Source organism: Sinobaca qinghaiensis (genome assembly GCF_003610495.1).
Lineage (GTDB): Bacteria > Bacillota > Bacilli > Bacillales > Marinococcaceae > Sinobaca > Sinobaca qinghaiensis.
Map to the genome: position 1 here is coordinate 1 of NZ_RAPK01000010.1, position 26,067 is coordinate 26,067.

General features: G+C 43.5%; 28 protein-coding genes and 1 rRNA gene. 10 read left to right on the top strand and 19 right to left on the bottom strand.

From position 1 onward, the window contains the following. Window positions 1-204: ribosomal RNA gene (locus tag ATL39_RS11990) — 16S ribosomal RNA — on the bottom strand; the annotation flags it as partial. A 417-nt stretch (window positions 205-621) separates the two neighbouring features. Between ATL39_RS11990 and ATL39_RS11995 the strand changes: the two genes are divergently transcribed. After that, window positions 622-978 carry a YgzB family protein gene (locus ATL39_RS11995; protein ID WP_120193598.1) on the top strand — a complete coding sequence of 119 codons (357 nt, stop codon included), beginning with the start codon at window positions 622-624 and terminating at the stop codon, window positions 976-978. A 30-nt stretch (window positions 979-1,008) separates the two neighbouring features. On the opposite strand, the gene perR is transcribed toward ATL39_RS11995, so the two are convergent. From perR to bcp, 4 genes are all read right to left on the bottom strand, one after another. Further along, complete coding sequence (gene perR, locus ATL39_RS12000) at window positions 1,009-1,446, bottom strand: peroxide-responsive transcriptional repressor PerR (RefSeq protein ID WP_120193967.1); 438 nt, start codon at window positions 1,444-1,446, stop codon at window positions 1,009-1,011. Window positions 1,447-1,554: 108 nt separating this feature from the next. Beyond that, window positions 1,555-1,848 carry a cyclic-di-AMP receptor gene (locus ATL39_RS12005; RefSeq protein ID WP_120193599.1) on the bottom strand — a complete coding sequence of 98 codons (294 nt, stop codon included), beginning with the start codon at window positions 1,846-1,848 and terminating at the stop codon, window positions 1,555-1,557. Between the two features lie 11 nt (window positions 1,849-1,859). Next, a complete protein-coding gene (locus tag ATL39_RS12010; RefSeq protein WP_120193600.1) occupies window positions 1,860-2,822 on the bottom strand; it encodes a D-2-hydroxyacid dehydrogenase in 963 nt (320 codons plus the stop codon). After that, window positions 2,815-3,291 carry a thioredoxin-dependent thiol peroxidase gene (bcp, locus tag ATL39_RS12015; RefSeq protein WP_120193601.1) on the bottom strand — a complete coding sequence of 159 codons (477 nt, stop codon included), beginning with the start codon at window positions 3,289-3,291 and terminating at the stop codon, window positions 2,815-2,817. Before bcp ends, ATL39_RS12010 begins: the two co-directional genes overlap by 8 nt. A gap of 206 nt (window positions 3,292-3,497) precedes the next feature. Here bcp and ATL39_RS12020 point away from each other — a divergent pair, with 206 nt between their 5' ends. Together ATL39_RS12020 and ATL39_RS12025 are read left to right on the top strand one after the other, a co-directional pair. Further along, window positions 3,498-4,793, top strand: coding sequence for a glutamate-1-semialdehyde 2,1-aminomutase (locus tag ATL39_RS12020; RefSeq protein ID WP_120193602.1), 1,296 nt, complete (start codon window positions 3,498-3,500; stop codon window positions 4,791-4,793). 88 nt (window positions 4,794-4,881) lie between these two features. Further along, window positions 4,882-5,970 (top strand): FUSC family protein, encoded by a 1,089-nt coding sequence (locus ATL39_RS12025; RefSeq protein WP_120193603.1) that lies wholly within the window; start codon window positions 4,882-4,884, stop codon window positions 5,968-5,970. A gap of 31 nt (window positions 5,971-6,001) precedes the next feature. Here the strand turns inward: ATL39_RS12025 and ATL39_RS12030 are convergent, their stop codons facing one another. The 3 genes from ATL39_RS12030 to fabL all read right to left on the bottom strand — a co-directional run bounded on the left by ATL39_RS12030 (window position 6,002) and on the right by fabL (window position 9,134). Further along, window positions 6,002-7,792 carry an ABC transporter ATP-binding protein gene (locus tag ATL39_RS12030; protein WP_120193604.1) on the bottom strand — a complete coding sequence of 597 codons (1,791 nt, stop codon included), beginning with the start codon at window positions 7,790-7,792 and terminating at the stop codon, window positions 6,002-6,004. Then, a complete protein-coding gene (gene ntdP, locus ATL39_RS12035; RefSeq protein ID WP_120193605.1) occupies window positions 7,789-8,316 on the bottom strand; it encodes a nucleoside tri-diphosphate phosphatase in 528 nt (175 codons plus the stop codon). Before ntdP ends, ATL39_RS12030 begins: the two co-directional genes overlap by 4 nt. Before the next feature lie 65 nt (window positions 8,317-8,381). Then, window positions 8,382-9,134, bottom strand: a complete 753-nt coding sequence (gene fabL / locus ATL39_RS12040) for an enoyl-[acyl-carrier-protein] reductase FabL (RefSeq protein ID WP_120193606.1) — start codon at window positions 9,132-9,134, stop codon at window positions 8,382-8,384. 147 nt (window positions 9,135-9,281) lie between these two features. Here fabL and ATL39_RS12045 point away from each other — a divergent pair, with 147 nt between their 5' ends. Next, window positions 9,282-10,436: an aminotransferase class I/II-fold pyridoxal phosphate-dependent enzyme gene (locus ATL39_RS12045; RefSeq protein WP_120193607.1), complete on the top strand. Its 1,155-nt coding sequence runs from the start codon at window positions 9,282-9,284 to the stop codon at window positions 10,434-10,436. Between the two features lie 63 nt (window positions 10,437-10,499). Further along, window positions 10,500-10,820 carry a hypothetical protein gene (locus tag ATL39_RS12050; protein ID WP_120193608.1) on the top strand — a complete coding sequence of 107 codons (321 nt, stop codon included), beginning with the start codon at window positions 10,500-10,502 and terminating at the stop codon, window positions 10,818-10,820. A gap of 110 nt (window positions 10,821-10,930) precedes the next feature. On the opposite strand, the gene ATL39_RS12055 is transcribed toward ATL39_RS12050, so the two are convergent. From ATL39_RS12055 to ATL39_RS12070, 4 genes are read right to left on the bottom strand one after another with little or no spacing between them, the layout of a single operon-like run. Next, a complete protein-coding gene (locus ATL39_RS12055; RefSeq protein ID WP_120193609.1) occupies window positions 10,931-12,544 on the bottom strand; it encodes a gamma-glutamyltransferase family protein in 1,614 nt (537 codons plus the stop codon). 12 nt (window positions 12,545-12,556) lie between these two features. Continuing rightward, window positions 12,557-13,315: an SDR family NAD(P)-dependent oxidoreductase gene (locus ATL39_RS12060; RefSeq protein WP_120193610.1), complete on the bottom strand. Its 759-nt coding sequence runs from the start codon at window positions 13,313-13,315 to the stop codon at window positions 12,557-12,559. Between the two features lies 1 nt (window position 13,316). Then, window positions 13,317-14,411, bottom strand: a complete 1,095-nt coding sequence (gene mutY, locus ATL39_RS12065) for an A/G-specific adenine glycosylase (RefSeq protein WP_120193611.1) — start codon at window positions 14,409-14,411, stop codon at window positions 13,317-13,319. A gap of 21 nt (window positions 14,412-14,432) precedes the next feature. Beyond that, on the bottom strand, window positions 14,433-14,747 hold the full coding sequence (locus ATL39_RS12070) for a hypothetical protein (protein ID WP_147419357.1): 315 nt from the start codon (window positions 14,745-14,747) through the stop codon (window positions 14,433-14,435). Between the two features lie 123 nt (window positions 14,748-14,870). Here ATL39_RS12070 and ATL39_RS12075 point away from each other — a divergent pair, with 123 nt between their 5' ends. Continuing rightward, window positions 14,871-15,857 carry a metal-dependent hydrolase gene (locus ATL39_RS12075; protein WP_120193613.1) on the top strand — a complete coding sequence of 329 codons (987 nt, stop codon included), beginning with the start codon at window positions 14,871-14,873 and terminating at the stop codon, window positions 15,855-15,857. A gap of 15 nt (window positions 15,858-15,872) precedes the next feature. Here ATL39_RS12075 and ATL39_RS12080 read toward each other — a convergent pair whose 3' ends face one another. From ATL39_RS12080 to recX, 3 genes are read right to left on the bottom strand one after another with little or no spacing between them, the layout of a single operon-like run. Further along, window positions 15,873-16,142, bottom strand: coding sequence for a YfhJ family protein (locus ATL39_RS12080; protein ID WP_120193614.1), 270 nt, complete (start codon window positions 16,140-16,142; stop codon window positions 15,873-15,875). Continuing rightward, the gene (locus tag ATL39_RS12085; protein ID WP_120193615.1) at window positions 16,135-16,458 is read right to left on the bottom strand and encodes a YfhH family protein; all 324 of its coding nucleotides are present in this window, start codon (window positions 16,456-16,458) and stop codon (window positions 16,135-16,137) included. Before ATL39_RS12085 ends, ATL39_RS12080 begins: the two co-directional genes overlap by 8 nt. 11 nt (window positions 16,459-16,469) lie before the next feature. Then, on the bottom strand, window positions 16,470-17,279 hold the full coding sequence (recX, locus tag ATL39_RS12090) for a recombination regulator RecX (protein WP_120193616.1): 810 nt from the start codon (window positions 17,277-17,279) through the stop codon (window positions 16,470-16,472). Between the two features lie 107 nt (window positions 17,280-17,386). Between recX and ATL39_RS12095 the strand changes: the two genes are divergently transcribed. The 4 genes from ATL39_RS12095 to ATL39_RS12110 all read left to right on the top strand — a co-directional run bounded on the left by ATL39_RS12095 (window position 17,387) and on the right by ATL39_RS12110 (window position 21,029). Then, on the top strand, window positions 17,387-18,292 hold the full coding sequence (locus tag ATL39_RS12095; protein ID WP_120193617.1) for a TIGR01777 family oxidoreductase: 906 nt from the start codon (window positions 17,387-17,389) through the stop codon (window positions 18,290-18,292). Between the two features lie 376 nt (window positions 18,293-18,668). Then, complete coding sequence (gene ectA, locus ATL39_RS12100) at window positions 18,669-19,184, top strand: diaminobutyrate acetyltransferase (protein ID WP_245960984.1); 516 nt, start codon at window positions 18,669-18,671, stop codon at window positions 19,182-19,184. A 116-nt stretch (window positions 19,185-19,300) separates the two neighbouring features. After that, window positions 19,301-20,587: a diaminobutyrate--2-oxoglutarate transaminase gene (gene ectB / locus ATL39_RS12105; RefSeq protein ID WP_120193618.1), complete on the top strand. Its 1,287-nt coding sequence runs from the start codon at window positions 19,301-19,303 to the stop codon at window positions 20,585-20,587. 55 nt (window positions 20,588-20,642) lie between these two features. Beyond that, complete coding sequence (locus tag ATL39_RS12110; protein WP_120193619.1) at window positions 20,643-21,029, top strand: ectoine synthase; 387 nt, start codon at window positions 20,643-20,645, stop codon at window positions 21,027-21,029. Between the two features lie 387 nt (window positions 21,030-21,416). Here the strand turns inward: ATL39_RS12110 and ald are convergent, their stop codons facing one another. The 4 genes from ald to rlmD form a co-directional block, all read right to left on the bottom strand. Then, on the bottom strand, window positions 21,417-22,547 hold the full coding sequence (ald, locus tag ATL39_RS12120) for an alanine dehydrogenase (protein ID WP_120193621.1): 1,131 nt from the start codon (window positions 22,545-22,547) through the stop codon (window positions 21,417-21,419). 111 nt (window positions 22,548-22,658) lie between these two features. Further along, a complete protein-coding gene (locus ATL39_RS12125) occupies window positions 22,659-23,882 on the bottom strand; it encodes a PucR family transcriptional regulator (protein WP_120193622.1) in 1,224 nt (407 codons plus the stop codon). 12 nt (window positions 23,883-23,894) lie between these two features. Further along, window positions 23,895-24,614, bottom strand: coding sequence for a hypothetical protein (locus ATL39_RS12130; RefSeq protein ID WP_120193623.1), 720 nt, complete (start codon window positions 24,612-24,614; stop codon window positions 23,895-23,897). A 39-nt stretch (window positions 24,615-24,653) separates the two neighbouring features. Then, window positions 24,654-26,057: a 23S rRNA (uracil(1939)-C(5))-methyltransferase RlmD gene (gene rlmD, locus ATL39_RS12135; RefSeq protein ID WP_120193624.1), complete on the bottom strand. Its 1,404-nt coding sequence runs from the start codon at window positions 26,055-26,057 to the stop codon at window positions 24,654-24,656. Window positions 26,058-26,067 lie beyond the last annotated feature (10 nt).

The following is a 26,067-nucleotide window of genomic DNA, read 5'->3' on the forward strand; positions in this document are numbered from 1 at the left end:
GATCTGCTTGATTATCGGGTATTAGCTCCGGTTTCCCGGAGTTATCCCCGTCTAGAGGGCAGGTTGCCCACGTGTTACTCACCCGTCCGCCGCTCAATTCCCCGGTTTCCCTCCGAAGAGGTCCGCCGGGTGCATGCGCTCGACTTGCATGTATTAGGCACGCCGCCAGCGTTCGTCCTGAGCCAAGATCAAACTCTCCATGAAAGTTGATGCTTAGTTCTTGCTGGTCTTACCTTGCGCAGCAGGCCTTGCCTGCCGCGACTTGTTGTTCGCGCGTTGTTTTCATTCCATTTTCAAAGGACACGTGTTTTGCTGCCGTCGTGTTTTGGCGACTTTTATAAGATACCATTTTCAATTGTTAATGTCAATGATATTTATAAAATTAATCTGCTGTGTTTCTTTAGAGCAGGAAGCCGTTCGGCGACAATGTGTAATATACCATTATATAAAATAGATAGTCAACAGATATCAATAAAATTATTATAGAAAAATGATTCTGAATAATCCACTTCTATTCGATTCACTATTTATTTCTATAACACAGCTTCTATTATCATGTGAGAAGACAGTTTTTGCAAGCACTTTCATGTGATATAATCATTATATCCGGGAGGTAATAAAATGGCGCTGAAGGCTTCAAATAAAATCAACCGCATTAGAACGTTTGCTTTATCACTAGTTTTCGTTGGTATTTTTATTATGTATATTGGTATCTTTTTCAGAACTTCTCCTATTATAATGACGATTGCTATGATATTAGGCTTTATTTTTGTTATTTCCAGCAGCGTGGTTTATTTCTGGATTGGAATGATTTCCACTAGTACTGTGCAGGTAACCTGCCCCAACTGCAATAAAACGACAAAGATTCTCGGCAGAGTGGATGCATGCATGTACTGTGATGAACCACTGACTCTTGATAAAACACTGGAAGGAAAAGAATTCGATTCGGCTTATAATAGAAAACACACAAAAAGCTGACCCAATAACGGGTCAGCTTTTTGTGTGTTATTAATGTCTTGAAATCGGCGCGCAGTCAGGACACTTACCGTAAATCTCCATACGGTGGGTGTTAATCTGAAAACCGGTAACATGTTCTGCCAATGACTCTACTTCGTCAAGACCGGGATAGTGAAAATCAACGATCTTTCCGCAGTCCGAGCAGACAACATGGTAATGATCAGACGTAACACAGTCAAAACGGCTTGAAGAGTCCCCGTAGGACAACTCTCTTACTATACCTACTTCTTTGAAAACACGAAGATTATTATAGACAGTAGCAACGCTCATATTCGGGAATTTTCCTTCGAGGGCCTTATATATATCATCTGCGGTCGGATGGCTCATCGAATCATATAAAAACTCCAAAATAGCATGACGTTGCGGAGTCATGCGAATCTTCGTACTCTTCAAAGAATGCACTACTTCCTGAAGACGTTCATTCGCCATCGTCATGCACCCCACTTTCTTTTATAAAACAATTCTTTAATTATAATTCTTATAATTAAATATTATCCGAATTATAGATTGGTTGTCAAACATTGTCCCTTTAAGGTTTTACAGCACCGGCAGTCCGGAGGCATTTTTCGCATCTATCAGGAAACTGATAAATCGATGCGTACGTTCCTCCTTTTTTCCTTTTTTCTTTTCATAGTCCAAACATATACTTTTTAAGGATTCAGTAAGTACATCTACTTCTTTTTCAGGTATTCCAAATAAAAATGTAGTACTTCCTTTTCGAAGAAAGCTTCCACTGCTGGACAGTTTTGTCATCCGGTAGCCTAATCTTTTGGTGCGGTTCTCAATTTCATCCGCATAAAAATCATCTGCAATACATATCATTAGTTTCATACAGCCGCCCCCTAATATCCTTTTTTAACGTCTACTGTATTAATCATAGATTCCGGGTGACGCAGAAATGCTTTTAGATTTTTTTCAAATATATCCATAGCTCTAGGTACGTATCCTGAAGAAATACCTGAAATGTGAGGAGTTACGGTAACATTCTCCATTTCCCAGAACGGATGGCTCTCACCGAGCGGCTCCTGATTGAATACGTCCAGAACCGCGTGATGAATGGCTCCCTTTTTCAGTGCATCTATAAGATCCTGTTCCTGCACAGTGGCACCTCGTCCTATATTAATAAACACCGCTTCTTCTTTCATTGCTTCAAATATATACTTGTCTATTACATTTTCCGTTTCTTCTGTTAAAGGGAGAACATTTACTACGTAATCCGCTGAAGCTACTGCTTCTTTAAGCTGAGAAGCATTGAACATCTCATCAAAAAAAGAGGCTGTCTCTCCTTTTGTGTTCACTCCTGTTGTATGCATATCAAACCGCTTAACCGCTTTTGCCGTTTCTGTTCCAATAGATCCTGCTCCGAGAATGGTTACGTTTCTGCCTTCTACTTCAACGGGCACAGCCCGGCGGCTCCATATCTTCTGCTGTTCCTGCTTGTAGTAATGTTTTCCCTGCCTTGCATGCTGGAGTATTGCAAAAATGGTGTATTCTGCCATCGGCTTCCCATGTATTCCTTTAACGTTAGTTACTTTTATTCCCTTTTGCTCTATTGCTTTAAACGGCATTTTATCCATTCCTGCTGATATCACCATGATCCATTGCAGCCGGGGAGCAGCGTCTATATCTTCTTCAGTCAAGTCCTCTCCATAAGTAAGCAGGATATCCGCCTCATGAAGGTGCCCCCTCGCCTCTTCGATTGATTTGGACCAGACAAATACAGCTTCCGGGAACGATTCGTTTAAATGTTCTTTAATAGCTGATTTCATTTTAGTTGTGGAAACGATAACTGGTTTATCATTCATGACCGGATGACTCCTTTAATGAGTTCAGTACCTGATCTGCGTGATTTTTCACACGGACATTTCTCCACTCTTTAATTAAGACGCCTTCTTTATTAATAAGAAAAGTAGAGCGTACGATTCCCATGTATTCTTTACCAAATGTTTTTTTCAGCTGCCAGACATTAAATGCTTCAGCCGCAGTTTTATCTTCATCGGACAGCAGAGGAAACGGAAGACCGTATTTCTCAATAAAAGCCTGATGTTTTTTTATCGGATCCGGGCTGATTCCCAGCACGACAGCATCGGCTTTCTCCCAATCTTCCGATAAATCCCTGAAATCGCAGGCTTCCGTTGTGCAGCCGGGCGTCATGTCTTTTGGATAAAAGTAGAGTACAATGTTTTTTCCTTTATAGTCTTCCAGGGATATTTCATTTCCACTGCTTGCAGGAAGCGTAATGGACGGCACTTTTTCTTCAATATGTATAGTCAATAGTGTTCCTCCTCTTAAGTCTTTGTATGTAAATTATTACAGCAACCTCCGTTTTTCGCAACATCAGGAAAAAGAATATGGAAAATTTTTCATTTATATATCCTTTTTCACTTATTATATAGATAAAAAGAGGAAAAGTAAGATAAAATAGAAAGTTGAACCGTATGACTGCAAACTAAAACCATTTATCAAAAGGATGAGTAAAAATGAAAGAACGCATAGAATCTGAAGCTTTATACAATGAAGCAAAAAACATTATACTGGGCGGAGTAAACAGCCCGTCCCGCTCTTTCAAAGGTGTTGGAGGAGGTACACCCGTTTTTATGAAAAACGGGAAAGGCGCCTATTTATATGATGAGGACGGAAACAAATACATCGATTATCTAGCAGCCTACGGTCCTATTATTACAGGGCACGGGCACCCAGCGATTACGCAGGCTATTACAGAGGCTGCTGAAAACGGCACGCTCATTGGTACACCAACAAAGCTGGAAAACCAGTTTGGAAACCTCCTCCGCGATGCCATCCCTTCCCTGGAAAGAGTGCGTTTTGTTAATTCCGGCACCGAAGCCGTTATGACCACCATCCGCGTAGCACGCGCCTACACCGGAAGAAATAAAATTATAAAATTTGAAGGGTGCTATCACGGACACTCTGACCTTGTACTGGTGGCTGCCGGATCCGGGCCCTCCACCCTTGGTTCTCCCGACTCCGCCGGCGTCACTAAAAACATCGCAGAAGAAGTCGTTACCGTGCCTTTTAACGATCTGGAGAGCCTCCAGGCCGCTTTGGATTATTGGAAAGATGAGATTGCTGCTGTAATGGTGGAGCCTATTGTAGGAAACTTCGGCATGGTTATGCCGGAACCAGGATTTTTGGAGGGCGTGAATGACTTAACCCACCAGGCTGGCGCTCTCGTTATTTATGATGAAGTGATTACAGCATTTCGCTTTATGTACGGCGGGGCCCAAAACCTGCTGGGTGTCACACCCGACATGACAGCGCTCGGAAAAATTATCGGCGGCGGCCTGCCAATCGGCGCATACGGAGGCAGACAGGATATTATGGAAGAGGTAGCTCCAATGGGTCCCGCTTATCAGGCAGGAACGATGTCCGGTAACCCCGCTTCCATGAGTTCAGGTATTGCCTGCCTGGAGCTGCTGAAACAGCCGGGTCTATATGATAATCTTGACCATCTTGGCGAAAAACTTGAAAAAGGACTTCAGGAAGCTATCGATCAATACAATATTCCAGCTTCCATCAATAGGATAAAAGGCGCTCTTACGCTTTACTTCACTCCCGATAAAGTGAAAAATTATCAGGATGCAAAAAAAGGGAACGATGTTTTATTCTCCGCCTTTTTTAAAGGTATGCTCGACAAAGGCATTCATCTGGCCCCCTCTAAATACGAAGCCTGGTTTTTAACAACAGCCCATACGGAAGCTGATATTGACGCTACTATAAAAGCTGCCAAAGAGGTTCTTGCTTCCCTTGCCCCTTGATGAAGCCTGAATTATTGTGTATAGTATCGAATGGCTGAAAGATAAGTCATCAAATACAGTTCTATAAAGAAAGGAATTATTCATTTCCATGAAATTAGGAGCACGTATTTTTAAAACCGGGCTCGCCATCGTTATTGCTATTTACATTGCTACATGGGCCGGTATTGAGCCTACATTTTTTGCAGCCATTTCGGCTACTTTTGCTATACAGCCTTCTGTTTTCCGATCCTACCAGACTATTCTCGAACAGATTCAGGCTAACATTATTGGAGCCGGGCTCGCCATCATTTTTGCACTTACTTTTGGGTTTGAACCGGTTATCATCGGCGTTACGGTAATGGTTACAATCGCCATCATTCTAAAGATAAAACTTGATGCTTCTTCTATTCCTATAGCTTTAGTTACTGTTATTATCATTATGGGAAATCCGGCTTCGCAGACGAACTTTCTTATCTTCGCCGGAGAGCGGTTTCTGCTTATTTTAATTGGAGTACTGTCGGCCTTCCTTGTGAATTTAATTTTTCTGCCGCCTAAGTATGAAACCAAGCTTTATCATAAAATATCTGACCATACTGTTGATATAATACGCTGGATTCGCTTAAAGACAAGATTTGAGACGAATCACTATTCCTTAAAAAAAGATCTGCCGGTCATGAACGAAACGTCATTAAAAATAGATAACTTATTTGCACTTTATAAAGAGGAACGGACGTACTTCTTAAAAAGCAAATGGAGCAAAGCACGAAAAATTGTCTTATTTAAAGAAATGATTTCCGCTCATCGAAAGGCTCTTTCCATATTAAAAGCGCTGGATAAACATGAACACCAGCTTCAGGGAATGCCTGAGGATATGCAGACTTTCATTCAAAGGCAGCTTGATCATTTAACAGAATACCACGACCGTATTTTAATGCGGTACGTAGGCAAAGTGAATGTGCAGCTGACAGACCGCATGGAAGAAGAAGTCGAATCAGGGGAAAACCGCCTGACTGACTCCTTTATGGATTTGTATGACCAGCAGTATGTAACAAGAGATGAATGGCTTCATCTACTGCCGGTCGTCTCGCACATTGTAGAATACAACGAGCAGCTTGATCACCTGGCTACATTAGTAGAGAGTTTCTTTAATTTTCACCAGAAAGAAAACACAGTAGCTATTAAAGATCCGGAAGAATAGGAAAAAGCACGCCCTCATAGAGGCGTGCTTTTTACGTATGCTGTACATTATACAGCTTGTGATAGGCTCCATGGGCATTCATAAGCTCCACATGAGAACCGCTTTCGCTCACTTTTCCATTTTCAATAACGACAATTCTGTCCGCATGGGTAATCGTAGATAAACGGTGCGCTACAATAAACGTTGTTCTATCTTTGGATAATAGGCCCATCGCTTCCTGGATAAGGTGTTCGCTTTCCAGATCAAGAGCTGATGTTGCCTCATCAAATATAAGCATGGGAGGATCTTTAAGAAAAACACGTGCAATAGCCACTCTCTGTTTTTGGCCCCCGGAGAGTTTAACACCGCGTTCTCCTACCGGCGTGTCATACCCCTGCGGCAGATTCATAATGAATTCATGAGCGTTTGCTGCTTTTGCCGCAGCAATCACTTCTTCATCTCCCGCATCCGGATTCCCCATCAGAATATTTAATTTGACAGAGTCGCTGAATAAAATATTATCCTGAAGCACGATGCCGATTTTATCGCGGAGCGAATGTATCGTATAGTCGCGGATGTCGGTGCCATCCAGCTTTATCGATCCGCTGCTCACATCGTAAAATCTTGGCAGCAGGCTGACCAGCGTGCTTTTGCCGCCGCCGCTCATTCCCACCAGAGCGATCGTCTCTCCCATTTTCACCTGAAGATTGATATCTTTTAATACTTCTTCTCCACCTTCTTCATAAGCGAAGGTCACATGGTCAAATTGAATTTTCCCATCTGTTCTGTGGAGGATTTCAGCATCTTTTTTATCTTTTATATCATATTTTTCATCTACAAATTCAAATACTCTATCCATAGAAGCAATAGACTGCGTAATGGTCGTTGAAGAGTTTACGAGTCTTCGCAGCGGGCCGTAAAGCCTTTCAATATAAGCGATAAAAGCTACCATTTCTCCTACCTGCAGCCCTCCGTTTATAACGAGATAACCAGCTGCCAGAATCACGATTAATGGAGCGATATCAGTAATTGTATTAACGACTGCAAACGTTTTTGCATTCCATTTGGAATGATCAATCGCTTTATCAAGAAAGTTTGAGTTCCGTCTGTTGAACTGGCCCTGCTCATAATCTTCCAGCCCAAAGCTTCTAATTACGTTCATGCCCTGCACCCGTTCGTGAAGGTGTCCCTGCACGTCCGCGAGCGCCTGGGACCTGACTTTTGTCAAATGGCGGAGTCTGGAGTAAAAATATTTAATGGAAATACCATAAAGCGGAAAAAGCGATATGGCAACAAGCGTCAGCCACCCGTTCATCGTAAGCATAATAATGATAACGATAATAATCGTAACCAGATCCAGCCATACGTTCATCAGCCCGGTGATTACAAAGTTTTTCGTCTGCTCCACATCATTAATTACTCTTGAAATCACTTCGCCTGCTTTTCTATTGGAATAAAAGCGGAGACTAAGCTTTTGAATATGTGCAAACAGTTGGTCCCGTATATCATAAAGCACCTTACTGCCGGTCCATTGGGCAAAATACTGGCGGTAGTACTCAACGGGAGGACGTATAATCAGAAAGACGACAATAGCTCCGCCCAAAAGCCATAAGAGCGTATTTGTTTTTTCTGCATTGCTTATGCCTTCTGCTAAAATTAAATCGTCAATAACATAAGCCATAATCAGAGGGGTTAGAAGAGGAATGCCAAATTTCAGTACTCCAATTAATATAGTAAACACAATGATCCATTTGTATGGCTTAACGAAAGTTAAATAACGGCTGATGCTTCCTTTGACTTTTTGCTTTTTTGGTATGTCCCTTTTGCGTGTTCCGGTTTTCATCGAAAGAATAGATACCTTTCATACCACTGCTCCACAAACTGCGGGGCAAATGGCCCTTTTCCCTGGTAAATCCAGGACTGCAGCTCTCTTACCCCATTCCAGACTTTTTCATCAACCATAGCGGGATAATTCATTATTCTGCTGTGTTCTTTATATTCTTCTTCATCAAGTAAATTATAGGTCATATCCGGCAGTACCTTAATATCCAGATCGTAATCAATATACTTTAATGCCTCTTCATCCCACACAAAAGGCGTGCCGACATTGCAGTAATAATGGATACCGTCCGAGCGGATCATTCCAATCACATTAAACCATTTTTCCCAGTGGAAGTAACAGATGGCCGGCTCTCTCGTCCGCCAGACCCTGCCGTCTGACTCATGCACTAGAATTCTATCATTACCGCCGATAATTTCTTTAGATGTGCCTTTTAAAATAAGGGTCTCTTCCCAGACACGATGAAGCGTTCCATTATGCTTATAGCTTTGTATTTCAATTGTTCTTCCGGTTGCGGGGAATTCCATGCATTTCTCCTTCCTATAGCTTCCATAAATATATTTGTCCTTTGTTGATTGATGGCCGAAGGACTTTATGTGAGCAGCGATATACCTCCATCAATAATAATGGTCTGCCCGCGGATCATTGAGGCCTCTGGTGAAAGCAGGAACATGACTCCGTTTGCAAGGTCTTCTTTATCTACCATCCGTCCGGCAGGTGTTCTTTTTTTGGCATCTTCAAGCATTTCCTCCTGATTGGGAAAATGATTTAATGCATCTGTATCGACTACGCCGCCGGATACAGCATTAACTACGATGTTTTTTGGAGCAAGCTCGACTGCCAGGTAACGGGTAAGCGATTCGACCGCTGCTTTGGATACACCAACCGCCGTATAGTTATCGAGCACTCTCTGCGCTCCCAGTGAACTAAGACTGACAATGGATCCGCCATCCTCTTTTTCCATCAGCTTTGCTGCTTCCTGGCCGCAGAATAAAAGGGCTTTGCTGTTAATTCCCATAGTCCAGTCCCAGTGGTTTTCTTCCAGCTCCATAAGCGGCTTTAGTACGCCGGAAGCTGCGTTGTTTACAAATACGTCCAGCCTTCCGAAATGCTGATCAATTTCCGCAAACAATTCTTTTATTTTCTCCACTTTACCGACGTTTGCTTTAACAACAAGTACTTCGACGCCTTTTGCACGCAGCTCTTCTGCCGTTTCTTCTGCCGCCTTCTTGCTTCGCGCATAATTAATGACTATATTATATCCTTTATCTGCCAGCTTATGGGCAATGTGCTTTCCAATTCCTCTGCTGCTCCCTGTTACTAACGCTACCTTATGACTGTTCATCTTTTCTCCTCCATTTTACAATAACACTTTATCCTTACACAGTATAACGTATTTCCTCTTCAAGCAAAAACACCCGTCTTTTTGCCTTTCCTCTTTTTACCGTTTTCTTTTATACTTAATGCAGTATGCAAAAGGAGGACATCTATTATGATTCAACCAGCTGAACGAACAAAATCGCTTGGAGCCAGCGTTTTCACTGAAATGGCCCGCCATAAGAAAAAAGCAGCCTCTAAGGGTAAGGATATGATTGATTTAAGCGTAGGAAGCCCCGATCTGCCGCCTCCGTCCGGAGTGCGTTCTATTTTGTCGGAAGAAACGCTGGAAAAAGACAATTACGGATATGCGCTGCAGGGTTTGGAAGCCTTTAATGAAGCTGCTTCCGGCTATTGCAGCGAACGCTTTAATATTTCCCTCGATTCTTCTGAAGTACTCCAGCTGCTGGGCTCCCAGGATGGCTTATCGCACCTGGCGCTGGCCTACTTAAATCCGGAGGATTATATTATCATTCCTGATCCCGGTTACCCAATCTATTCTGCCTGCGCTGATCTTGCCGGTGCCTATACATATCCTGTGTCCCTTAATGAAGAAAACCAGTTTATGCCTGATATAACCGCAGTACCCTCCCATGTGCTGGAACGGACAAAAATTCTTATTATGAATTATCCCGGCAACCCTGCCTCAGCCCGGGCAACTAAAGATTATTTTGAAAAGGTCGTCGCGCTTGCGCTGGAACACTCCATTCTTATAGTCCATGATTTTGCTTATGCAGAGCTCGATTTTACCGAAGATAAACCGCTCAGTATTTTCCATATAGACGGGGCAAAAGAAACGGCGCTTGAATTTCACTCTCTTTCGAAAAGCTTTAACATGGCTGGAGCACGCATAGGTTTTGTTACCGGCAGAGAAGATCTGTTAAAACCACTTGCCGATATTAAATCCAATATCGATTATGGTGTTTTTTACCCTGTTCAAAAAGCAGCCATTCATGCTCTCACATATGAGCAGCCTTTTCTGTCTACACAAAAGCAGACCTTTCGAAACCGGCGCGATGTGTTCTGCCAGTCACTTCATGAAAAAGGATGGCACGTTACCATCCCGGACGGGGGAATGTTTGTATGGGCAAAGCTTCCTCCTTCCTATACGTCGATGGGCTTTGCGTTAAAAGCACTCGAAGCTGGAGTCGTTGTGACTCCCGGCCATGCTTTTGGCCTGGAAGGAGAAGGCTATGTCCGGATTGCCCTGGTACAGGAGGAAGAAAGGCTTAAAGAAGCAGCCAATCGTCTGGCCTCTATTATTTTTTAGTGTACTTCTTCTGCGCAATGGGTAAAGAGAGAATAAAGCGCTTTACTTAAAGGAGAGAGATGAATGCAGAAAAAACGCTATTACGTGGACATGGAACAATCGGGCATGGGTATTTCTGAAGTACAGACCGGCGAAAACACTATCCAATACGCGGTGGACGTTACACCGGAAGAAAAAGAAGAGCTCGAAAAGCAAATCGATGAAGTAAAACACGAAGATGCTTCCGGCGGAGAAATTTTAGCCAGGGCAGTTGATGAAAGAAACGCTGATGCAGCCAAAGATAAAATGCAGGTAAAAATGGATAGCCTATATAAAAAAATCTTTGAAGTAGGCACGCCGGAAACGAAAGATTTCATCCGCGAAATTAGAAGCGACCTTGTTTAATTTGATTTTCAAAATAAAATAAATACTATTTGATCAGCAGATATATTTTCACTAAAAAACGGCCCCCTTTATTTTAAAGGGAGTCGTTTTTTTAAATCGGCAACTATCTGCTACCAGGCTGATATGCTGCCGTCCGTTCTTGATTCCGTACCAGCGGCATAAACTCCTGAGGCTTTATCCTTCCAGATAATCTGTCCGCGTCCAAAACTGCCGGAATGATGAGCGGTTTCCATTTGATGCCCGCGGGCTGCAAGCTGTTGAATGGTGGAAGACGGAAAAGCATGCTCTATACTTACCTTTTTTCCACTTATCCACTGCCATCTTGGGGCATCCAGCGCGGCCTGCGGATTCATATTAAAGTCGATTGTATTCATTACGACCTGCATATGCCCCTGCGGCTGCATAAATCCTCCCATTACTCCAAAGGGGCCAATCGCTTCCTTTCCCTTTGTGAGAAAGCCGGGAATAATTGTATGAAATGTTTTCCTGCCGCCTTCCAGCGCGTTATCATGACCGGGATCCATAGAAAAATTATGGCCTCTGTTCTGCAGAGCTATTCCTGTATCAGGAACAACCACTCCCGAACCGAATCCCATATAGTTACTTTGGATAAACGATACCATGTTTCCCTCATTATCTGCAGCTGCCAGATAAACGGTCCCTCCTTTTGGAGGAGTACCGGCCTGAGGATCCACAGCTTTTTCTCCAATAAGTTTCGTTCTTTCTTTTATATACTCTTCAGATAAAAGAGCGGCGGTGCTTTGTTTCATTTTGGCAGCGTCTGTAATATATTCCAGACCATCAGCAAATGCCAATTTTAACGCTTCTATTTGTTTGTGCAGGGTCTCTTCATTGTCTCTTTCTTTCAGAGAATGGCTTTCGATCATTTTTAAAGCCTGCAGCGCAACGAGCCCCTGGCCGTTTGGCGGAATTTCCCATACTTCATATCCTTTATAAGAAACGTGAATCGGCTCCACCCACTCCGCCCGGAAAGAGGCGAGGTCCTCTTTTGAAAGAAAACCGTCATGTGCAGCGGAAAAATCCGCTATCTCTTCGGCAATACTGCCTTCATAAAAAGAACGGTCCCCTTCTTCAGCCAGGCGTCTCAGCGTCCTCGCATGCCCCGGCGATTTCCATACTTCCCCGGCCCGGGGAGCTTTTCCTTCCGGCATAAAAATACGGAACCACTCTTCGAACACTTTGCCTTCCAGCTTTTGCTCAAAAGCGGCAGCTCCTTTATTCCAAAATTCTGCCAGCACCGGTGATAGTGGATATCCGTTTTCAGCATAATCGATTGCCGGCTGCAGCAGATCAGAGAACGGCAGCCTGCCAAAGCGCCGGGAGAGTTCTCCCCAGGCAGAAGGGGCGCCGGGAACGGTAACCGGAATCAGGCCGTGTACAGGAATTTCTGACAGCCCTCTTTTTTTCAATGCACCAATTGATAAAGAGGCAGGCGCCGGACCGCTTGCATTTAAACCGTGCAGCTTGTCTTTTATCCAAACCAGGGCAAAGGCATCCCCGCCAATTCCGTTTGAAGTCGGCTCCACAACAGTAAGGCACGCGGCTGTGGCAATAGCGGCATCAACTGCATTTCCGCCTTTTTTTAAAATATCCAGGCCGGCCTGGGAAGCAAGCGGCTGGGAGGTGGCTACTACGCCGTTTTTAGCATAAACTGTAGAACGTTTGGAAGCATATGGATTATAGCCCGCATCAAAAGTTAGCATATAAGTCTCCTTTTACATATTCATATTGGACTGCCCGCCGTCTACGTTAATACTTGCCCCTATAATCCAGGAGCTTTTTGGTGAAGCAAGAAATAACGCCGTGTTGGCAATTTCTTCAACCGTGCCGAAGCGGCCGGCCGGTATTTCCTGCTTTACAAATGCTTTCATTTTTTCCGGATCTGCGTCTATCCGCTTCTGCCAGTTTCCGCTTGGATGAAGGATCGATCCGGGAGCAATGGAATTAACGCGGATGCCCTTTTTCACTGCTTCATCTGCTAAAGATTTAGTAAAGCTTATTAAAGCCGCCTTTGCGTTATTATATGTAGGCTTTCCGCCTGATTCTCTTCCGAAAATGGAAGTAATCTGCAGAATGACCCCTTCCTGCTTTTTTATCATCTGCTCGTAGGCAAGCTTGCTTAAATGCACAGCTGAAAAATAATTCCATTCCATCGCATGATAGAAATCCTCCATATCGGTCTCCAGAACAGAAGTGCCGTTACTGCCTCCCAGATTGTTTACGAGAATATCAATGTCTCCTGCCTCGTCCAGAAAAGTCTGAAATACGGCTTCCCGCTGCTTCTCATCCGTTAAGTCGCCAGCTAAAGGAATAATGGCCTCCTGCTTTGCTGCCATTTCATTTAGGATATCCGTTGACCGGGCGGCTGCCCCGACTATGGCTCCCTCTGCAGCAAATGCCTCTGCAATACCGCGCCCGATTCCTTTGGAGGCTCCAGTGACGAGTACTTTTTTTCCTGTTAGTTCCAGATCCATATTACTTCCCCTCTCCTTTTTGCTGATGCAGTATTTTTTGATGCGATACTGGAAATGCGTACCTTTCCGCCTCTTCAAGCGTCATCCATTTCCAGACACCCTCCTGAGGGGTGGATACATCGGTACTTACGGTCTCTGCTTCATATACGGTAATATTCCAGATTAAGTGGGAAAATGCGTGCTCCACATACTGAACAGGTTCTATATTAACTGCCTTTTCTCCTATGTGTTCATGAATAAACACCTGCACCTGTTCAGCCTGCGATTCTTCCTGTTTTGTTCCTGCATTTGGGAATTCCCACATTTTAGCGAGAAGTCCCTTTTCTTCTCTTTGATGAAAAAGAAAACGTCCATCCGGGGATTTTAGCACTACAGCCGCCATTTCACGGGCTTTGGCAGCTTTCTTTTTTTCTTTAATCGGAAGCATCTGTTCTTTTCCCTGCATACGTGCTTCACAGAATTCCTGCACCGGGCAGAGGAGACATCCGGGTGACCTTGGCGTACAAACCATCGCCCCAAGTTCCATAACAGCCTGATTAAACTGGGAAGGCGGCACGTTTTCCAAAAACGTAGGAAGAGCGGCTTCGAATGTTTTTCTTGTTTTTGCTTTGCCAATATCCTCTTCAATACATAAAAGCCTGGAGAATACCCTCATTACATTACCGTCCACCGCCGGTTCCGGCAGTTCGTAGGCTATGCTCATCACGGCGCCTGAGGTATAGGGACCTACTCCTTTTAATGAAGAAAATAACTTCGGGTCTGCAGGTACTCTGCCTTCGTATTTCTCATGTACTTCTTTTACCGCATGCTGTAGATTCCGCACCCTCGAATAATAACCGAGTCCCTCCCAGGCTTTAAGCACCTTTTCTTCTTCCGCTTCCGCCAGATCTTTAATAGAAGGAAATTTCTCCATGAAGTTATTAAAATAAGGGATGACCGTGTCTACTTTCGTCTGCTGAAGCATCACTTCAGAGACCCATATTCGATAAGGATCCTGGTTTTCCCGCCATGGAAGGATTCTTTGATTGTGACTGTACCACTCGAGCAGCTGCTCCTGAAAATTTTCTATATCTGTACTATTCCATTTCTCTGTCATTATATCCTCCTGCTGTTGCCGTTACTTTTTATTAAGCCGGGAAAATGCCCAGCAGTTCATCCCCGCTGTCCCTTTTTCAAGTAAAGGCAGAAGCCCGCCAAATGCTGCATCAGCTGGATCGCTCCGCCTTTCTTTTATGTATTCATACTGCTTCATGGAAGAAACTTCTATCATTTCCACATAAAGCCCTTTCTGATCAGCGGCTTCATACCATTCAACAGGTCCGGCTTCCAAAGCCTCCATTTCTTCTATCACTTTTTTCATTTTAGTCAGATAGGTTTCGGTGCTTTCTTCCTTTACTTTATACTCCATGAAAATTACGATAGGTTTCTGCATAAACCCCTGTCCTTTCTGCATGCTGAGGCATGTTATCTATAAAAGATCATGTTATAATTCTAAATAGACTTTTTTATATTACAATGAACGTTCTAGAAGGAACCGTTCCTGAAGGAGGTACCCTTGGATACTGCAACGCACGTTGTTATGGGTGTGGGGATCGGCGGGCTCGCTACCATGGATCCTGTAATTGCTGAAAATCCAGCTGCTCTTCAAACCGTAATGGCAGCCGTCATTATAGGGTCGCAGGCTCCTGATTTCGACACCATACTTAAGCTGAAAAATAACGCGGTTTATATTAGATACCACCGCGGGCCTACTCATTCTATTCCGGCCGTTTTAACCTGGCCGCTTCTTATATCCGGATTCTTTTATATGTTTAATCCGGAGATTTCCTTTTTGCATTTATGGCTGTGGACGTTTTTAGCAGTATTTCTGCATGTATTTGTGGATATTTTTAATGCCTACGGCACACAGGCACTCTCCCCTTTTAACAAAAAGTGGATCGGGCTCGGCGTTATCAACATATTCGATCCATTTATTTTCTTTGCCCATATTTTCGGATTTATCGCCTGGAGCTACGGCCTGGACCCTGGATGGACCTTTCTAACCGTTTACGCCATTTTAATTATTTATTACATTTGGCGCTATAAAGTACGAAATGATGTGCTGAAAAAAGCTGCCTATTTTCATCCGGACGCTACACACTTTTTCATATCCCCTACCTATAATTGGAAAAATTTCCATTTGGTTGTGCGGACAAAAGAAAAGCTGCACGTTACTGAATCAAAAAATAAAGTCGTTCGTTATCTGGAAAGTTATCCATTTGAGCCGATTCCGTCTGACCCTGTCATTGATGCGGCGCTTCACGACCACAACTTGTCTTCCTTCTTATCTTTTTCACCAACCTATCGATGGCTGGTCAGAGAACTTGATAATGGGTGGGAAGTAAAGTTTATTGATCTGAGGTACCGGAGTAAGGGGTTCTATCCTTTTGTAGCCGTCGTGCGGATGAACAAAGATTTAGCACCGTATACGTCTTATACCGGCTGGATTTTCTCTACAGAAACACTTGAAAAAAAATTAAAACAGGGAGAGCGGCTACGCTAGCATGCCGCTCTTTTTTTAATGTTTTGGCTCGTCAGGTTCATTCATCATTCCGGAAAACTTCTCGTTTGTCGGATTATAGTTATGAAGATGAGGGCCGTATTGGCTGATCCACTGCAGCACGATTTTTTCCGTCATTTCTTTTCCCTGGTATTCTCTGCCGGACTTCGCGCGCGTTGCTTCAAAATCTTCCCACAAATACTCCACCCACATTTTTGCTTTTGCAGTCGACAACTTATCGTTTCTGCTTAGCAGCACATTTGTCAGCCTCATGATGTGATCATCCATTTTGTTCCACCTCGTTTCCAAGAAGAGACAAAGGAAGTGCCTCTAATTCCTCACTGCCTTTACGGAAGCCCCACGCAAACACCCCGTTAAAGTAATCAATATAAAACGTCGTGTCTTCATTCTTTACTTCATAAGCACTTCCTTTGGAAAATGCTTCCGGATTCACCATATACGCTTCTGCCAGTGTTTTTTTGCGTTCGTACACGGCAAGTTCACTGACCATCCCCATCTGCTCTGCTTTTTTTGCTTTTTCATTCAACTCGGCTATCGCCGTTCTAATTTCATGTTCTGTCATTTGGCTGTATCGTTTTTCCACTATTCATTCTCCTATTCCCCGGACACTTTTTGGTCCAGAAACCGCTGAATAAGCTGCATGTTAAAGCCTTTTCTATACAGCTGTTCTTTTACTTTCTGCTGGAGGGTCCGTCCTTCTGCTTTCTTTTCCCACTTACGCAGAATCTTATCTCCATGTGCTTCGAGCCTTTCCCACTCTTCCTCTTCATCGGGAACGATAGCTGCCTCTTCCCAGGCAATGGTGAAAATCTCCGTGTCATAGCCTTTTTGGCGGAGCGCATCCATCATCTTCTTTTTAAAAATAGTATGAGCATCCTTTTGGCGGTCTGCTTTTTTTTGAATAATTTTTACGCCTTTATCAATCTGCCGTTCTTTCGTAAATTGCAGCAGTGCCTTTTCAGCCAGATCCGGACCGATTCCTTTTTGTCTCAAATCACCGGTAATAATTTTCGGTCCTTTATCCGTTGTGTTTATTTTGGTGCGTACGAATGCTTCCGCAAAAGCGGCATCATCCAGAAACTTGTAGTCCAGTGCGCGATTTACTGCTTCTTCCACCGCAGCCGGTGCATATTCTTTTTCAAGCAGATACTGCTCCACCTGCCATTTGGTCCGCATGGAAAACGACAGATAATGAAGAACCGCGTTCCAGGCCCTGCGCTTTTGATCAAACGCTTCGATCGCTTCAAGCTCTGTATCACTGAGCTCCAGTCCTTTTTTCAGACCAAATTCGACAATAGCCGATTCATCCACGCTGAAGGCATATTTATCTTTTCCCTGTTCTTCCGAAAAGATATTGTACCGCTGGCTGTTCTTCTGCTGGGTAGTAATTTTTGCAACTTTCATTTTCCACCTCCACTGCCTTTATAGTGATTAATCTATTTCATTAAAGGGTAACTGTTGTGTAATATCCTTTTCATTTACTATAAACGATCAAGAAATGAGGGTTCCACATGAATATTGCGATAAGCGGCGGAACCGGATTGGTCGGGTCTGCTTTGACCGGCTACTTTACCGCCCAGGGACACCATGTATATATCTTAACAAGAAATACTGAAAACAAACAAAATAAAGAGCGTATTACTTTCGTAGAATGGCTGGGCTCCTCAAGCGCCCCTGAAAAAGAGCTGCCCAACCTTGATGCTGTCATTAACCTGGCAGGCGCGTCCATTCAAAAACGCTGGACGGATGACCATAAAAAGGCCATTCTTCAAAGCAGGCTGTCCGCTACCGAAGAAATAGAACGTATCATCGGCGCGGTGCCTTCCAAACCTGAAGTGCTCATAAACGCCTCTGCTGTCGGCTATTATGGTATATCTGAAGAAGCTGTATTTACAGAATCAAGCCAGCCGGCCGAACGGAACTTTCTGCAGGAAGTCTCCGAGCAGTGGGAAGAAAAAGCACGCAGCGTCGAAAAACATGGAGTTCGTCTGGTGCTGGCAAGATTCGGCCTCATTTTAGACGGGGAAGAAGGAGCATTTCCCATGATGATGCTTCCTTATAAGCTATTTGCAGGCGGACCAATTGGCAACGGCCGGCAGTGGTATTCCTGGATACATCTGCGAGATGTAGTGGAAATGACGGCTTTTGCTATTGAAACAAAGAAAGTAACAGGACCTATGAACGTGACTGCGCCAGAGCCTATGCGCATGGATGAATTCGGCCGGACTCTCGGAACCGTTATGAAAAGACCCCATTGGCTCCCGGTACCGGGCACCGCTCTTCAGAAAACACTTGGTGAAATGAGCGTGCTTATTGTAAACGGTCAGAAAGCCCTTCCGGAAAAAGCTCTGGAAGCCGGCTATACCTTTTCCTACTCCAAACTAAAACCAGCTCTCGAAGATCTCGTTAATAAATAAGATAAGAAAGCTTCTCTTTGAAGAGAGGCTTTTTAATTTGTCCATTTCTCCGTATATTCCTCTGTAAGGCATACTATACTGAAGGAATCTATAAGCGCAGTACGTCCTATACTCTTCTATCCCTTATAAGCCGGATTAATACCGTTTAATCGCATCCATTGCCGTTTGATCTTTGCAGAAAACATCCGTATGATGAAAATATACTAATAGAGACGGTTAATATCGCATTGTGGCTTGGCCCCGCCAAGTCATATTTTGTGAGATTTCCTGCTGAACACCTCCAAAAAATAACCATTTAAAACAAGGTTTATGTTTGAAATAATCAAGGTATAGAAATATAAGGCAACTACTAACTTTAATAAGGGTGGTATACGAGATGGAAGCTAAAATGACGGAGACGACTAATGTGATTGATTCATTAACTTTTGATAAACCCATGGTCGAAGACGGAGCAGACATGTGGGAATTAGTTAAAAACTCTACACTTGATCTAAACTCTTCTTATAAATACATTATGATGTGCGAGTTTTTCGCTGAAACCTGCGTGGTGGCAAAAGAAAATGATGAATTAGTTGGGTTTGTAACTGCTTTTATCCCGCCTGAAAAGCAAGATACAGTTTTTGTATGGCAGGTTGGCGTTGATCCTTCCCAAAGAGGAAAGGGCCTTGCTGTCAGACTTCTTGATGCTGTGCTCGAAAGAGAAGCATGTAAAGACGTGAAATATATGGAAGCTACAGTAACTCCTTCCAATGAAGCATCTAAAGGATTGTTCAAAAAAGTAGCCAGAACACATGAAACTGAATGTGAGGTTTTTGAAACATTCGCTGAAGACTTATTTCCGGATGATGAACATGAAGCTGAGCTTACGTTTAAAGTAGGACCGCTTAAATAACAGGTGTTTTCCTTCTGCCATTCCTTGAATGCAGAAGGCGGTATATATAGATGTTTCTGAATAATAAGTTAATACTAATCTAATTGATACCCTTTTAAGGAGGAGTAATAAAAAGCATGAATACAAATGACTTGAGCAGTTTTAATAATTATGAATCTGAAGTAAGAAGCTATGTTAGAGGATTTCCTACTGTGTTTCACAAAGCAAAAGGCTACAAGCTCTGGGATATGGATGGAAAAGAGTATGTAGACTTTTTCTCCGGTGCAGGTGCTTTAAATTATGGACATAATGACGAAAAAATGAAGCAGAAGGTTATTGAATATATTCAGGAAGACGGCGTTATTCATTCGCTGGATATGGCTTCAAAAGCAAAAGCTGAATTTCTGGAAGCTTTTCACGATATTATTCTTAAACCACGCAGCCTGGATTATAAAATAATGTTTCCAGGGCCAACCGGCACAAACACAGTGGAAGCTGCACTGAAGCTTGCACGCAAAGTTACCGGCAGAACAAATGTGGTCAGCTTTACCAACGGTTTCCACGGTATGACAATCGGTGCCCTTTCCGTAACAGGTAATGCATTTAAGCGTAAAGGCGCAGGAATTCCGTTAAATCATACTGTATCTATGCCTTACGATAAATACCTTGGTGCAAATGACCTTGGTCTTGAATATTTTGAGCGTTTCCTCGAAGACGGTGGAAGCGGGCTTGATAAGCCTGCAGCGGTTATTCTGGAAACGGTACAGGGTGAAGGCGGCCTTAACGCTGCACGCATGGAATGGATCAAAGAAGTAGACCGCATATGTAAAGCACATGATATCCTTCTTATTATTGATGACGTTCAGGCAGGTGTTGGAAGAACCGGTACGTTCTTCAGCTTTGAGCCGGCCGGCATTAAACCGGATATTATCTGCCTTTCCAAATCTATTGGAGGAAACGGTTCTCCGCTTGCTCTTACTCTTATTAAACCGGAATACGATAAGTTTGCTCCAGGTGAGCATAACGGAACATTCCGCGGAAATAACCTGGCATTTGTAGCTGCTACGCAGTCGTTCCAATACTGGAAAGATGATGCGCTGGAGAAAAATGTTCAGACAAAAGCAGAGCGTATTCATGCTTTTCTGGAAAAAATGATAAGCGAATATCCTGAATTAAAAGGCTCCCATAGAGGACGCGGCTTTATGCAGGGCGTATTCTGTAACGTCGAAGGACTGGCTGATAAAATTACGGACAAATGCTTTGAACATGGCTTAATTATGGAAACAGCCGGACCGAACGATGAAGTATTTAAACTCTTCCCGCCGATTACTATTGACGACGAAGGGCTTGAAACAGGATTAAAGCTGCTTGAACAATCTATTAAAGATACGGTATCTTCAGAGAAAGATGCTGTTACCTCTTAATAAACAGTCCACAGCTTTATCATAACTAATACCAATATTAATGGAGGCACTAAACATGAAAGTAGTAAAACTAGAAGACGTTCTTGGAACAGATCAAGAAGTAGATGATGGCAACTGGGTCAGCCGCAGACTCATTTTTAAAAATGATAATATGGGCTATTCTATTAACGACACGATCATTCGTGCCGGCACTGAAACACACATCTGGTACCAGAATCACCTCGAATCTGTATACTGCATCGAAGGCGAAGGTGAAGTAGAAACTATCGCTGACGGTAAAGTTCACCCTATCAAAGCAGATACGCTATATGTTCTTGATAAAAATGATGAACATCTGCTTCGTGCAACTTCCGATATGAGAATGGTATGCGTGTTTAATCCTCCGCTTACCGGACGTGAAGTACACGATGAAAATGGTGTATACCCTGTAGACAACAGCTAATTATAATGCAAAAGAGACTTCCTCTATGGAAGTCTCTTTTTTTTAGAGTGTTGAGAAAGACAAAAAATAGGTATTTTTATACAAAACCCTTACAGGAGTGCTTTCCGCAGGCCATGCCTCAGCTAAAAAGGAAAAAAACAACTTCTTTAGCTTCACCGATGGCTGTTCTGCTGGAGTCACTCCTGTTTGTTTTTCTTCTTTTCATACAAGAATTTAAAAATATGCGAGATCATGCCATGTATAGGTATACAAAATGGAATAGTTTATCGGCAATCTACAAAAAAAGACTTCCTCTATGGAAGTCTTTTTTTTGCTTGTAAAAGCTCATTATTATATATCTTCACATCATACATTTTTGCAGCTTTTGTTCTTTTATTAACTGTTTGTTTATGAATGGGTCTGCAGATTTAAAGCTTCGTAAGGGTCGGCATATTCGTAGCCTAGATCTTTAGCTACCGCTTCATAGGTCACATACCCATTAGCTGTATTAACACCTTTTTTCAAGGCATCGTTTTCTTTGACTGCCCCGGCAATTCCTTTAGAAGCAATTTGAAGCGCGTAAGGCATTGTCACATTGGTAAGCGCCTGGGTGGACGTTCTCGGAACAGCACCCGGCATATTCGCTACTGCGTAATGAACCACGCCATGTTTAATATACGTCGGGTCATCATGGGTGGTAATTTTGTCGGCTGTTTCAATAATACCGCCTTGATCCACCGCTACGTCCACAACAACGGAGCCTTCACTCATCGATTGAATCATTGCTTCCGTTACGAGTTTAGGTGCTTTTGCGCCGGGAATAAGCACTGCGCCAATTACTAAGTCAGAGCTTTTTACTGCTTCCATGATGTTTAATGGATTGGACATTAGTGTCTGAATTTCCCTGCCGTACAAATCATCAATTTCACGCAGCCTCACCGGACTCAAATCGATAATCGTAACATCAGCTCCTAGCCCTACAGCTACCCTGGCTGCATTCAACCCGACGATCCCGCCGCCGATCACGGTAACTTTTGCACGCTGCACCCCTGGAACACCGGAAAGAAGAATGCCTTTCCCGCCTTTTGTTTTTTCAAGAAACTGGGCCCCAATTTGAGTAGCCATTCTGCCTGCTACTTCACTCATTGGCGTTAAAAGAGGAAGCGTCCTGTTCGTTTCCACCGTTTCATAGGCAACTGCCGTTACTTCATGCTTTACCAGCGCTTCTGCAAGTTCCGGTTCTGCGGCAAGATGAAGATACGTAAAAAGCAGAAGACCTTTCCGGAAATACTGGTATTCCTCCTCCAGCGGTTCTTTTACCTTCATCACCATTTCTGCCTTGTTCCATGCTTCTGCTGCTGAATGAACGATTTCCGCTCCTGCTTCCCGGTAATCAATATCTGTAAATCCACTGCCTTCTCCGGCAGATACTTCAATTAATATGCTGTGGCCACTTTTCGTTAAACTCATAACTCCTGCCGGCGTAATGGCTACTCTGTTTTCATTGTTCTTAATTTCTCTAGGTACACCGATAATCATAAAAATGACCCCCTAAGATATATTTGTACAACCAGTATATCTATTCATTTATGAAAAATCTTCGTGTACTTTTGAAAAGAAAAAGCCGCCTGTTTGTGAAAAAACACAAACTTAGCTGCTTATGTACTCCCGCAAAGTAAATTCCATTAATAAGGAGAGTTGTTCATGAGGGTTTTTCGTGTTCATTTCAGTAATTTCTTCAATTCGCTTTATTCGATAGGCCATTGTATTGGCATGAATATGCATATGTTCTGCAGCCTTATTCACGCTCACAGACTGAAGAAAAACATATAATGTATTTAAAAGATCTGTATTATTTTTATTGTCATACACGATTAATTTGTTAATTACCGGATGAGGCAGAACATGAGATGCTTCATTCTCTGCCGCTGCTTCCAGGTATTTCAAATAGCCAAGCTGTTCAAACGTATATAAATGCTGCCGGGTCCACGTCAGCCGCCTCTGCATTCTTATAACCATCTGGGCTTCTTCATAGCTTTTTTTTATATGGGTCAGGGAAACCTCTCTGCCGCTTCCGATAAACTGCCGGGAAGAAAAACGTTCTTTAAGCAGCTGCAGCAGTTCGTCCATAAAGTGTTTCTCCGTATACCGTGAGGAATCGGCGGATGGTTCAACCAGCATAATCACCTGATCGGCTGTCCTCGTTTGCAGCCACAGCTTAATTTTTTGAGATCCACGGGCTAAATACATAATGGACCGAAACATAATATCATCAATCGCTTCCTCTGATTCGAGTACGACGATTAATGATCGTCCCGGGGCTTTACCATGCCAGCGTTCAAATTGTTTCGTAATAGCGGGAAGGTCTTTAATATCATCAGTTAACAGTCTCCAGAAGAACTCTTCTTTACTTTTTTCCTGCTGCTTATTCTGCATATGCCGCTGCTGCAGTTCTTTTGCTGCTTTATCAGCCGCACTCTTGAGCAGTTCTTCCTGAACCGTTGAAAACGGGCTGTTTCCTTCGATAACCCAGATATATCCCATGATTTCCTGTTTCCGTCTGATGGCTATTGCCATTCTGTTGCCTAACCCTATGTCCTTGATCCGGGGAATAACGACCGGATCCACCTGTTTGTGAAGCGCCGGAATCACTCCATCTTTCCAGAGCCTGCTTATAACATTCTCCGGCACACGTCTGCTCATAATGGTGGAAACCCTTGCTTCGTCTGAATAATCACTGTGCGTGCTGTAGGCCAGCAGCCTGTGGCCGGCATCTTCAATCGTCACAGGGCCGCCTAATATTCCGCTTATATAATCCGCAAACTCTTCAAGAGACTGAAATTTTTTTTGAAATAAAGAAGCATTGTCTTTCATCCTGGTCCTCCTTTACGTCTGGATAGGATGAAAATGAGAACCGCACAGCTGGTAAATTTCATCTTCTTTGTGCTTGTCATAGCTTATAAGGATTGCTGATGAAGGTCCGCAGGATACGTATAAATTAACAGTGGAAAACGGAATATCTTCCGGAACCGTTCCTTCTCTTTCAATGAGTCTCTGCCAGTCATAGGCGATACCTTTGGAGCCGCCAGGTACGATATCCCACACATGGTCGTGTTCAACGAGTACTTTAAACATGTGGAGAGGAACCATGTGATCGCTCAGTTCTAGTACGTCGTCTCCAGAAAGCGGCTCTCCAATAACAGCAAAGCCAAGGTGATCAATCGATGGCCTTTCGCGCCCTGCCATCCGGCTGTTGCCTTCTCCTATTACAGTAATGCCAAGAGAAGATTCCTGAAGCTCTATATTGGATTCCGTACTACCCGTTACCACTATATCCGGGTATCCGAGGGCCGTTGATGTTCTTGTTACTTCTTTTTCAATAGTACCCCAGGTGTTTTCATAACACCCGTTTGCTATCGTGACGGCAAAAGGAGAGCCTCCCCCGCTGAGCATTTCCATAAAAACCACTCGCATAGTCATGGATGCCAGCATGTCATAGGAACATTTAACTTTATCGCCTTCTTTTTCCCCGATTCCGGCGGCAAAGTCTGAACTGATCGCTATCTTCTGGCCTGCCGGGGTATCTGCATATTGAAAATTTCTCATGATAAGCCCTCCTTGTATATCTCTATTATACTCTTTCTCTTACTCATTTGAAGAGGAATAAAAAGTCGTTACTGCTTCTACCTGCGCTGTCTGCGGGAACATATCCACGGGCTGTACTTCCCCTATAGAAAAACCTTTTTCAAGAAGTACGCCGGCATCTTTTGCCAGTGTCGACGGATTGCAGGAAATATACACTAGTTTTTTAGGTTTTATTTGAGCAATCGTATCGAGAAAAACATCATCACAGCCTGTTCGCGGCGGGTCCACAAACACTACATCCGGCTGCCAGCCTTCCTGCTTCCATTGAGGCAGAAGTTTTTCAGCAGCCCCCTCATAAAATGTTAAATGGCTGAAGCCGTATGCGGCTGCATTTTCAGAGGCATTGTTGATGCTCGCTTTTTCAATATCCATTCCCCGGCCTTCTTTGGCCTGATCAGCCATCCATATTCCAATTGTTCCGCTCCCGCAGTAGGCATCTACAATCCGTTCTTCACCGGTCAGTCCGGCTGCCTTTTTTGCTTCATTATAAAGAACTATAGTCTGGGAAGGATTCAACTGAAAAAAAGCCTGAGGGGAAAGCGAATAAGAATAGCTTTCCAGCGTTTCGGTAATAATTTTACTTCCCCATAGATGTTCTGTTTTCTCTCCAAACACTGTAGAGGTTCTGGAAGGCTGAACATTCAGGAAAATCGATACTACTTCAGGAATCTCCTGTTTGATTCGGGAAATAACTTTTTTCTTATTGGGCAGGTCATCGCTTGAAGAAATAAATGTGAGCTGCGCCGTGTTTTCCGCTGTAGAAATACGGACCGCGATAGTACGAAGTCCATTTTTCTTTCGTTTGGCATCATATATAGGCAGATCCAGCTCTTTAATGACCGCTGCCGTTTTTTGGTTGATTCTTTCCACCAGCGGATGCTCCACCATACACCCCGTGCCGGTCAGATCAACCAGGCGGTGACTGTCAAGCGAGTACAGGCCGGCCGCTGTTTTCCCTTCTTTTTTTTGAAGCTGCCATTGGCTTTTATTCCGATAATGCCATGGGTCTTTCATTCCCTTTACTTCCTTAACCGTAACCTTATATTTTTTCGTATAGCGTTCAAATGCCTGGGCTACGATATCGCGTTTGTTTTCCAGCTGGCCTTTGTAGGAGATATGCTGAATCTGGCAGCCGCCGCATTGATCATAAACCGGACATGGCGGCGATACCCGCTCTGGAGATGCTTTCCTGATTTTTTTCACTACTGCTTCCGTATAGTTTGGCTTCACCACGCTGATAGACGCTACTATTTCTTCCCCGGGGAGAGCCCCTGCAACAAATACGGCCTTTCGTTTAAAAAAGCCAATACCTTCTCCATTGATACCTAATTTTTTTATAGTCAACGGGATTTCCTCATGCTTTTTCAAAAGCACATCTTTGGATGTTCGATTATGTTGTTTCATACGTTTCACT